Below are 8,722 nucleotides of genomic sequence, written 5' to 3'. Positions count from 1 at the left end.
ACTCCCTGACCACGATGTCATTCCTTCCGGACGAACTCCCATCCCAGGGTACGAGGGTGATGTGTCCTGTGCCACACACAATTCGGAGCGGCTATTGGACGCTCGTCCATAACGGAACCGTTGGGAGACCGGCGAATACGTGGCACACACCTGGTGAATCCGCAGGGGCAGCGTAAGGGCAGCGGCAGGGCGATTCCGCACGGCGACCGGGCGCGCGACCCTGGAACCGGAGGCAAGGAGTCGGCCGTGAACGTGGACAAGCTGAGGACCGTCGAGGACTGGGTGGCGCTCTACCGCCACGATTACGGACTGCCCGCCACCGAGCGCGGCGGATTCGTGATGCTGCCCGTCACCGGCCGGGTCTGCGTCGTCCACCTGCCCACCGTGCGTGCCGAAAAGGTCAGGGCGGCACTGGAACAGCACGGGGCGAGGGGTCCCATGCTGGCCCGCCAGATCCGCTGGAGCTTCCTCGCCGAACCCGACAGCCGCCCCGGCCCGCAGGTACTCGAGGTGCTCGACCGCCTCGATATCGGCATCCCCGCCGTGGGCAGCGCCGTGATGTTGCCGACCGGACTCGGCCGGTGGACCCGGGAAGGGTGCTTCTGGGTCAACCCACCGAGCCGGGGCGACGCGCTCCCGCCGTTATCGCTGGTCATCACGACGGCGCTGGCGGTGGGAGCGGGCGGCGGGGACTGAATGCGTCGTCGGTCCCCGCTGCCATCGAACCCGGTCCGCCCCACCCCTGCCCCTAACAGTCGACGGGGCGGACCGGGTTCGATGCGAAAAGGACGCCGCGCGAGGCGGATTCACTGGGGAAGGTGAATCGGCCCCGTTCGGCGTAAGGGTCGTCAACTGGCGGCGGGGCGTCGCAGGCCCGCGCGTACGGCTGTGCCTGCCCGACGGTGAACGGCCCGGCACCGGGCTCGGGGGCCCGCTCCAGCGCGCGTGCGATCGTCGCTCAGGAGGCGGAGGTCACCACCATGTGCCAGATGCGCTGCGGCGCGCGGGGCCTGACCACCACCGTGGGCGACCACGGCATGACGACGCGGCCAACCCTGCGCGCGCCTCAGTTCTGGCCGGGGCGGCCAATTTCCCGCGCGACAACTCCCGGCGACGGGGCGGGGTCAGTGCGACTCGGCCGCGTTCAGCGCGTCGGCGGGCAGGGGGAAGTTGAGGTAGGAACGCGATGGCGTCGGCCCGCGCTGGCCCTGGTACTTCGAGCCCGCGCCCGCGCTGCCGTAGGGGTGCTCGGCCGGGCTGGTCAGGCGGAACAGGCACAGCTGGCCGATCTTCATCCCCGGCCACAGGGTGATCGGCAGGTTCGCGACGTTCGACAGCTCCAGGGTGATGTGCCCGCTGAAACCGGGGTCGATGAACCCGGCCGTGGAATGCGTGAGCAGACCCAGCCGGCCCAGGCTCGACTTGCCCTCCAGCCGCCCGGCCAGATCGTCGGGCAGCGTGCACACCTCCAGCGTGGACCCGAGCACGAACTCGCCGGGGTGCAGCACGAACGGCTCCCCCTCGCCCGGCTCGACCAGACTGGTCAGCTCGTCCTGCCGCTGCGCCGGATCGATATGGGTGTACCGGGAGTTGTCGAACACGCGGAAGAGCCGGTCCAGGCGCACATCGATACTCGACGGCTGGATCAGGTTCTCCAGCAGCGGCTCGACCCCGAGACGCCCAGCGGCGATCTCCGCACGGATATCGCGATCGGAAAGCAGCACCGGGTGAGCGTAACCGTGATGCCCGCTCGCCGGTGCGCGCGGGTTCGCGGCACCGGGTGTTCGATGTCGGAGCGACTCAGCGCCGGCGATGCGTCCCGACGCCCATCCGCCGACGCAGCCGCGCCGACGGCGTCCCGTTGCCCAGCACGGCCGGCGCACGGTGGGGCCGCGGCATCGACCTGCGAACGAAGAACGTGTACCGGCTCACCGGGGAGAGTGCGCATCAGGCGAGCGGCACGCACCGCAACCCGACGTCGAGGACGTGACGGGGTGCCGACGCACCCGAATGACTGTTGACGATCCCGGCCGCCGACGGGAAACGCGCAGCCCCGAAACGACGAATCCCCCTGGAGTCCAGGGGGATTCGATGTGGAGCCGATGACGGGAATCGAACCCGCGCTGTCTGCTTGGGAAGCTGACAGTTCAGGTACAATGACCTGGCAGTTCGGACGCAAACAAGCAGGTCAGAGGCTATTTCGTTGGTCTCCGTTGGTCCTGGTTGGTCTGGCCGGACTACACCAATGGCTACACCACGCAAACGAATCTGTGCGCCCGCCGCCACGGACCCGCAGATCCCACACCCCGCCGCCACGGGGACGAAAGGAACCAAGCAATGACCACGGACGTGGGCAGCGACTCGCACCCCTACCGCGAGACTCGGAAGAAGACCGTCACCAACAAACGGACCGGCGAGAAGCGGCAAGTCGAGTACACGATGTGGGCCGTCGCCATCGAGCTGCCGCCGAAGCCGAACGGCGAGCGGGACCGCAAGGTCATCCGCCGAAAGAACCGCAACGCAGTCATCGCGGCGAAGAATGCGTTCATCGCCGACCTGATCGAGGGTCGGCCCATCCGGCAATCCGCCATGACCCTGGCGCAGTGGCTTGAATACTGGCTGATTGAGATCGCCAAGCCTCGGCTTCGTCCGCGGGTGTACCGCTCCTATGTGTCGATGGTGCGGCGGAACATCATTCCGCACATCGGTACGCACAGGTTGGTGAAGGTGGAGCCGAAGCACGTCCGGTACATGCTGTCGCAGATCACCAAGGCCGGCCTCTCCGCCCGGACCGCGGAGGTGGCGTACAACGTCCTCCATGTTGCCCTCCGGGACGGGCTGCGCGAGCCAGGGCTCGGGCTCCGGCAGAACGTCGTCGATCTGGTCGACAAGCCGAGAACTCGGGCAGCGTCGCAAGACCGTCACGCGCCCAAGGCAATTGCGACCGGCCGCGGCCGAACCCAGCGCACCCGCGCCGCGCTGACATCGGCGGAGGCGAGGGCCGTCATCCGGGCCGCGCTCGACACCGGCGACCCGCTGGCAGTCCGCTGGGCGTTCGCACTCCTAACCGGCGCGCGGCAAGGCGAGTGCCTGGGGCTCGAAACGGATCGGGTCGACCTCGATGCCGGGACGGTCGATCTGTCCTGGGCGATCCAGCGATTGCCGCTGAAACGGAAGGTGGGCGATCCCCTCCCGCTGAGCGATGTGTACCCGCTGGAGATGTTCGACGCGCCACCGGGATACGAGGTCCGCCCGCTGTACCGAGGGCTCGCCCTCGTGCGGCCGAAAACGGACGACAGCGTTCGCGCACTGCCGCTTCCGGCGCCGCTGTTGATACTGCTGCGCGCCCACATCGAGACGATGAGGCCGAACCGGTTCGGCCTTGTGTGGGTGAAGGAGAACGGCCTGCCCTACGACGGCGACGACGATCGGGCGGCGTGGGCGGCGGCGCTGCGGATGGCGGGCGCTCCGGACGTTGTGCTGCACGCGGCGCGCCACACCACGGCGACCCTCCTCCTCGAGGCCAATGTCCCGGAGGAGGTTCGGATGGCGATCATGGGGCAGTCCTCCGCCGCCGCGCAGCGGGCGTACGCGCACACCGATCTCGCGTTGAAGCGTGCCGCGCTGTCCGAACTGAACTCGGTCATCGTGGATGACGACGAGCGCGAGTTCGACGAGTCCGCGTAAGGCGAAGGCCCCCAACCGGACTGGTTGGGGGCCTTCCGTGGAGCATGGCTAACTCGCTCGCAGCGTGGACGCCCCGAGGGTGGCAGAGACCGAGCACCGAAGGGGGCTGCTGTAAGGGTCGGTCGACCACACGAGCCGACGGCCGGTTCGTGCGCGCACCTGCTGCAACTCCAGTTCCGTCAAGGTGCGGAGTCGTTTCGCGAGCACCGCGGTGGTCACTCCGAGACGCTCTGCGACCGCGTCGGCGTCGTCGGCGCGCTTCATCGCCCAGATGAGTTGCGGCAGACCGATCAGGCGGCTGGCGGTGAGTCGCGCGACTCGTACCTCGGTGTCGTGTTGGGGGCAGTCGCACCGATCGGCGAGGTTGCGGAGCGTGATGTGGGCGAGCATGTGCGCGCACATCACGCGGCGTTGCCGCGCGTCTAGCTGGGCGTCTAGCAGAACCGTCCCCTCGTCCTGAATCCACCACCCGTCTGTCCCCGGCAGGTCGGTGACACCGACCTGTACCCCCCTGTTGACCGCATCCGCGAATGGGTCATACCTCATCTAGCCGCTCGCTCTCACTGGTACGCATCCTGGGCACACACACAAAGCTCCCGGCGCGCGCCGCCTACCCCATGGCACGCTCGGAATCGGAGGATAATCCTCCGCAAAAATAGATGTACTCCGCGACCGACCAGTCGTTACGCGGATCGGAGAAATTGCCCTTAGGAATTTCTTTGCCCAGTCTTTAAGAACGCGACGAAGGCTCGGACCTTCTCGACGTCGTCGGCGCTGAGGCCGGAGACGTCGACGTGCTCATGGCCGACGCCAGCCGGAGGATCGGACTCGCCGCCCAGGCGAAGACCGGCGCAGGCCAGCAGGTCGGCGGGCGGAAGCTGCAGCGCTCGCGCTACGCGCGTAACGGTCTCCTCGGTAGTGCGCACAGGATACGGCTCGCCCCGGATCAGCTCGACCCCAGACTCAAGGTGCCGCCAGCGCGTTTCGCTGATTCCCGCAATGTCCGCGGCCCGCCGTTTCGACAGGCCCAGCGCGTGACGGGCCTCCTGCATTCGGACGCCGAGTGCCCACTGCGAATCATGCGCGTCCGTCTCAGTCATCCCGCCATTGTTGCGAAGCGGAAGTGCGAAGTCAATGAAGGTTGCGCAGCCGTTGCACACCCCTTTCGCAGGTCACTTCGCAGTCCCACTCGCATCAGAACATCCGATGTACCTGGTACACACGATGTTTCACGACCTCCCACCCGCCGCTCCCTGATAGGCCCTCGTTGCACTTCGCATTCACTTCGCGTAGGGTCTGCGGAGTACACACACCGGGGCCGCCACCCCGCACGAAAGGAACCAACCCCATGCCCGACCCGCGCGCCGAGAGGCCCGACGTCCCCCTGCGCGACAGGCTCGCACTGACCGTGCAGGAGGTCGCCGACTCGACCGGGTTCAACTACTTCTTCATCGACCGGGAGATCAAGGCCGGCCGATTGGCCGCAGTCGCGCCGAGCGGCACCGCGCGCTCCAAGCGCGTCCGGCCCGCCGACGTGGACGCCTGGCTCCAGGCGAATCCCTGGGAACCCGCTGCCTAACCCACTTCATGGTCGCGACTGTGACCTGGACGTAAAGCGGCCGACGTCTCTCCGCCAAGAGATTGCGACGTCGGCCGTGCACCCGAAAGGAACCAACCCACAAGTGCGTACCAACAGTACCATCTTGCATGAGGCGATTTCGTCTCTCGATGCCGCCGCTCCGCCGATGCACGGCACCAACGTCCCCCAGTGGGACCTGGCCCGCACAGGATTCGGGTACCGGGTCACCGTGTTCCTCCCCGAGAACTTCACCGGCATTGACAACGTTCGGTCGGCGACCAATCCGAATGTCGACGACTTCACTGCACGGTGGATCGAGACGCATGGATCGTCCGCGCTCGGCACGGTGAACGCCATGCTCGACCTCCTGGCGCAGGTCACTGCCGCCGCGCAGGCGGTGACCTCATGACCGCCCCGCGCCGCCCGTTGTCGCCGACGACCGCGCACCTGATCGCGGTCGCGCTCGGCACGTTCGTCACCGTCCTCATCCTCGGCGTCATCTATGCCGTGCGTGTGGGGGCGATCGGATGAGCGCGCCTGAACTGCTCATGCCGCGATCGGAGGCGTGGGTGCGCCGGATCACCGCGTCGAAGATCCCCGGCCTGTTCAACGCGAGCAAGTACAGCAGCCCGACGAAGGAGTACTACCTCCTGCGCGGGGAACTCCAGCCCGACGGCGACAGCGAGGTCACCGAGCGGGGCCGCGATTTCGAGCCGGTCATCCTGGCGCGCTTCTTCCGCCGCCACCCCGAACTGGAACGTGTCGACAGCGGGTCGTTCAGCCGCCCCGGCCTCGAAACCTGGGCTGCCGCAACACCCGACGCGATGGCGCGCCACCGCGAAACCGGCGAACTGTTCGTCATCGAAGCGAAGACGGACGGGCGCGGCGATTACCAGTGGGGGGCAACCGGTTCCAGTGAGATCCCCCTGGGCTACTACCTGCAAGTGCAGTGGCAACTCCACATGACCAGCTGCCACCGCGCGTACGTCGTGTGCCTCGGCCCGTTCTACGACGAGACCGAGCACCCCATTACGTACGACGCCGCGCTGGCCACCGAGATCGAGGACCACTGCCGCGAGTTCCACCGCAACGCTATGGACCCGCACGGTGAACCGCCGGAGGTCGATGGGCACGAGGAGACCTACAACGCGATCCGACGCGCGCATCCGGACATCGACCGGGGCGCGCATGAGGACTGGCGGGTCTCCGTCGACCTGGCGCGCGAGTTCGAGGCCGCCGTGCACGGACACTCGGCTGCGGAGGAAGCGCTCAACCTGATGCGGAGCCGCCTGCTGCGCACCATGGGCACAGCGCGGCGGGCCGTTATCGGCCACGGGAAGAACCGGCAGGTCGTCGCCACCCGGCAACCCACGAAGGGCGGTGCTGTCGCCCTCTACAAGTTCCGCAAGCCGATCGACTGGGCCGCCGCCGACCTTCCGCCTGTCCACCAGTCCTGACCGCCGCCACGGTCACCACCGCCGGGCACAGGCCGCCACCTGTGCCCGGCACATCACCCGAAAGGAACCACCCATGTCCGCCCCGAAACTCCGCACTCGCCGCCCGACCGGCGCTGTCCCGTGGCCGCTGATCCTGATCGAAGGCGGCGAGAAGAGCGGAAAGTCCTGGACCTGCGCCGAATTCACCGCCGACAACCGGCTCGGCCAGGCGTACTGGCTCGACCTCGGCGAGGGCGCGGCCGACGAGTACGCGGCCATACCCGGAGCCGCGTACTTGGTGCTGGAGCACGACGGAACGTACCCGTCCATCCTCGAGCAGATCCAGGCCGTTCACGCCGAAGCGAAGCGCGCCAACGCTGCTGGCGAGAAACCCGTCGTGCTGATCATCGACAGCATGACCAACGAGTGGGACCAGCTCAAGGACTGGACCACCGAACGCGCCCGCGAATCACGCCGCGGCCGACGCGAACTCGCCGCCGACCCCAACGCCGAGATCAAGCCGCCGCCCAACCTCTGGAACGACGCGAACGCGCGCCACTACCGAATCATGAACCTGCTCATGCAGTTCCCCGGCATCGTCGTGATGACGGCTCGCGGCAAGGAGGTCGCGGTCATGGGTGCCGATGGGCAGCCCGTTGCCGGTCAGAAGGAGTCGAAGCCGGAGGGGCACAAGAACCTCGGCTTCGACGCATCCGCGTGGGTTCGGCTCTCGCGCGACGAGGCCCCGAAGGTGGTCGGCGTCCGATCCGTACACGCCGGTATCCGCCCCGGCGTCGACAAGGCGCGCACTGCACCGAATTTCACTCTCGCCTGGCTGGTCTTCGACATCCTTCGGTGCGATCCCGCGACGGCGCAGGTGCGCGACCTCCGCACCCTCGACAGCACACCCGAGCACGTCGCCGAGCCGGAGCCGGACCACCAGGACCTGCCTTCGGTTGCCGATCGTGCACGAGCAGCCGTGGCGCGCAGCACTGGCAGTGCGCCGGACCCGGCGGCCGTCGAACAGTTCACCGCCGACCTTCGCGCGCAAATCACCGCCGCCGACACGGTCGAGCAGCTGCAGGCGCTGTGGAAGTCGGCGGGCGCCCTGCCCGAGACGATGTGCGCCGCAGTCCGCGCCGAGGCGGAGCAGGCTGTGAAGGTCCTCCGCGGCCACGAATCCGGGCGGGCCTCGGAACCGGAGATCGACGCAGCGTGACGTTCGCCTGCGGCACGAACGCCGGATACCACCGTCACCGCCGCGCGCGCGAAACACCGTGCGCGGCGTGCCGGGCCGCCCACGCCACCGCCGCCCGCGCCGAGCGCAGGCGGCCCCGTGGGGATATCCGACAGATTCGCGTCCCCGCCGACCTCCTCGCCGCCCTCTACCTGAACAGCACCGTCGAGCAGCAAGAGGCCGCGGAACGGCATCTCGGCCGCCCACTGCTGGACCAGCTCGTCAACGCCCTCGACAGGAAAGCGTCATGAAACGATCCGACGATTGGGTCTGGTGCGCGACCTGCCAGAAACGCCGCTACTGGACACGCAGGGCGGCCCGCGCCGTCGTGCGCCGACTCCCCGGCCGCCGCATGTCGCCGTACCAGTGCCCGGCCGCGGCCGACGGCTGGCACGTCGGCCACCTACCCGCCCGAGTCCGACTCGGCAAAGTCGGGCGCGACGCACACTATGCCGCTGACAGCCCGGCCGCATGACCGCGCCGACCGCGGCCGACCTCGCCGCATGGGTCACAGCAACCCGCTGCGAGGTCGGCCGCACATTCATGCGCCGACGCCCCGCGTGCAGCCGGCCTCCCGACCACGAGATCACAAGGCACGACTGCGACGCTCCGCCGCCGTGGCGCGCGGACTCCTACATCTGCCGCCGCCACCTCGTCGAGTTGGCCGCGCTCCCGTACCCGTACGTCCACTGCACCGCGTGCGGCCTCAGGCTGCCCACGTTCCGGGCCGCCGTGCCCGACGTACGCCCCATCCGCTGAATCCCACCGCACCCCAACGAAAGG

General features: G+C 68.4%; 12 protein-coding genes. 9 read left to right on the top strand and 3 right to left on the bottom strand.

What is annotated here, in order from left to right:
• Positions 1-246: 246 nt before the first annotated feature.
• Positions 247-696: a hypothetical protein gene (locus OHB21_RS09645; protein ID WP_067503902.1), complete on the top strand. Its 450-nt coding sequence runs from the start codon at positions 247-249 to the stop codon at positions 694-696.
• A 428-nt stretch (positions 697-1,124) separates the two neighbouring features.
• On the opposite strand, the gene dcd is transcribed toward OHB21_RS09645, so the two are convergent.
• Complete coding sequence (dcd, locus tag OHB21_RS09640; protein ID WP_067503899.1) at positions 1,125-1,724, bottom strand: dCTP deaminase; 600 nt, start codon at positions 1,722-1,724, stop codon at positions 1,125-1,127.
• Between the two features lie 613 nt (positions 1,725-2,337).
• Here dcd and OHB21_RS09635 point away from each other — a divergent pair.
• Positions 2,338-3,687, top strand: a complete 1,350-nt coding sequence (locus OHB21_RS09635) for a tyrosine-type recombinase/integrase (protein ID WP_195125164.1) — start codon at positions 2,338-2,340, stop codon at positions 3,685-3,687.
• A 48-nt stretch (positions 3,688-3,735) separates the two neighbouring features.
• On the opposite strand, the gene OHB21_RS09630 is transcribed toward OHB21_RS09635, so the two are convergent.
• Both OHB21_RS09630 and OHB21_RS09625 read right to left on the bottom strand, forming a co-directional pair.
• Entirely contained in the window at positions 3,736-4,233 is a 498-nt protein-coding gene (locus tag OHB21_RS09630) for an ImmA/IrrE family metallo-endopeptidase (protein WP_195125163.1), read from the bottom strand.
• 161 nt (positions 4,234-4,394) lie between these two features.
• Complete coding sequence (locus tag OHB21_RS09625) at positions 4,395-4,787, bottom strand: helix-turn-helix domain-containing protein (RefSeq protein WP_195125162.1); 393 nt, start codon at positions 4,785-4,787, stop codon at positions 4,395-4,397.
• 248 nt (positions 4,788-5,035) lie between these two features.
• Here OHB21_RS09625 and OHB21_RS09620 point away from each other — a divergent pair, with 248 nt between their 5' ends.
• The 7 genes from OHB21_RS09620 to OHB21_RS09590 all read left to right on the top strand — a co-directional run bounded on the left by OHB21_RS09620 (position 5,036) and on the right by OHB21_RS09590 (position 8,698).
• Complete coding sequence (locus tag OHB21_RS09620; RefSeq protein ID WP_195125161.1) at positions 5,036-5,266, top strand: MerR family transcriptional regulator; 231 nt, start codon at positions 5,036-5,038, stop codon at positions 5,264-5,266.
• Between the two features lie 103 nt (positions 5,267-5,369).
• Complete coding sequence (locus OHB21_RS09615) at positions 5,370-5,675, top strand: hypothetical protein (protein ID WP_195125160.1); 306 nt, start codon at positions 5,370-5,372, stop codon at positions 5,673-5,675.
• Positions 5,672-5,797 carry a hypothetical protein gene (locus OHB21_RS09610; RefSeq protein ID WP_267466137.1) on the top strand — a complete coding sequence of 42 codons (126 nt, stop codon included), beginning with the start codon at positions 5,672-5,674 and terminating at the stop codon, positions 5,795-5,797. The genes OHB21_RS09615 and OHB21_RS09610 overlap by 4 nt, the downstream gene beginning before the upstream one ends.
• The gene (locus OHB21_RS09605) at positions 5,794-6,723 is read left to right on the top strand and encodes a YqaJ viral recombinase family protein (protein WP_195125159.1); all 930 of its coding nucleotides are present in this window, start codon (positions 5,794-5,796) and stop codon (positions 6,721-6,723) included. The genes OHB21_RS09610 and OHB21_RS09605 overlap by 4 nt, the downstream gene beginning before the upstream one ends.
• Before the next feature lie 73 nt (positions 6,724-6,796).
• On the top strand, positions 6,797-7,921 hold the full coding sequence (locus OHB21_RS09600) for a hypothetical protein (protein WP_195125158.1): 1,125 nt from the start codon (positions 6,797-6,799) through the stop codon (positions 7,919-7,921).
• Positions 7,918-8,190, top strand: coding sequence for a hypothetical protein (locus OHB21_RS09595; RefSeq protein ID WP_195125157.1), 273 nt, complete (start codon positions 7,918-7,920; stop codon positions 8,188-8,190). Before OHB21_RS09600 ends, OHB21_RS09595 begins: the two co-directional genes overlap by 4 nt.
• A gap of 220 nt (positions 8,191-8,410) precedes the next feature.
• Entirely contained in the window at positions 8,411-8,698 is a 288-nt protein-coding gene (locus OHB21_RS09590; RefSeq protein ID WP_328438338.1) for a hypothetical protein, read from the top strand.
• Positions 8,699-8,722: the final 24 nt, after the last annotated feature.

This window comes from Nocardia puris (assembly GCF_036051655.1).
GTDB lineage: Bacteria > Actinomycetota > Actinomycetes > Mycobacteriales > Mycobacteriaceae > Nocardia > Nocardia puris.
Note: the sequence above shows the minus strand (reverse complement) of the source record. Positions and strands in the feature narration are given on the sequence as shown.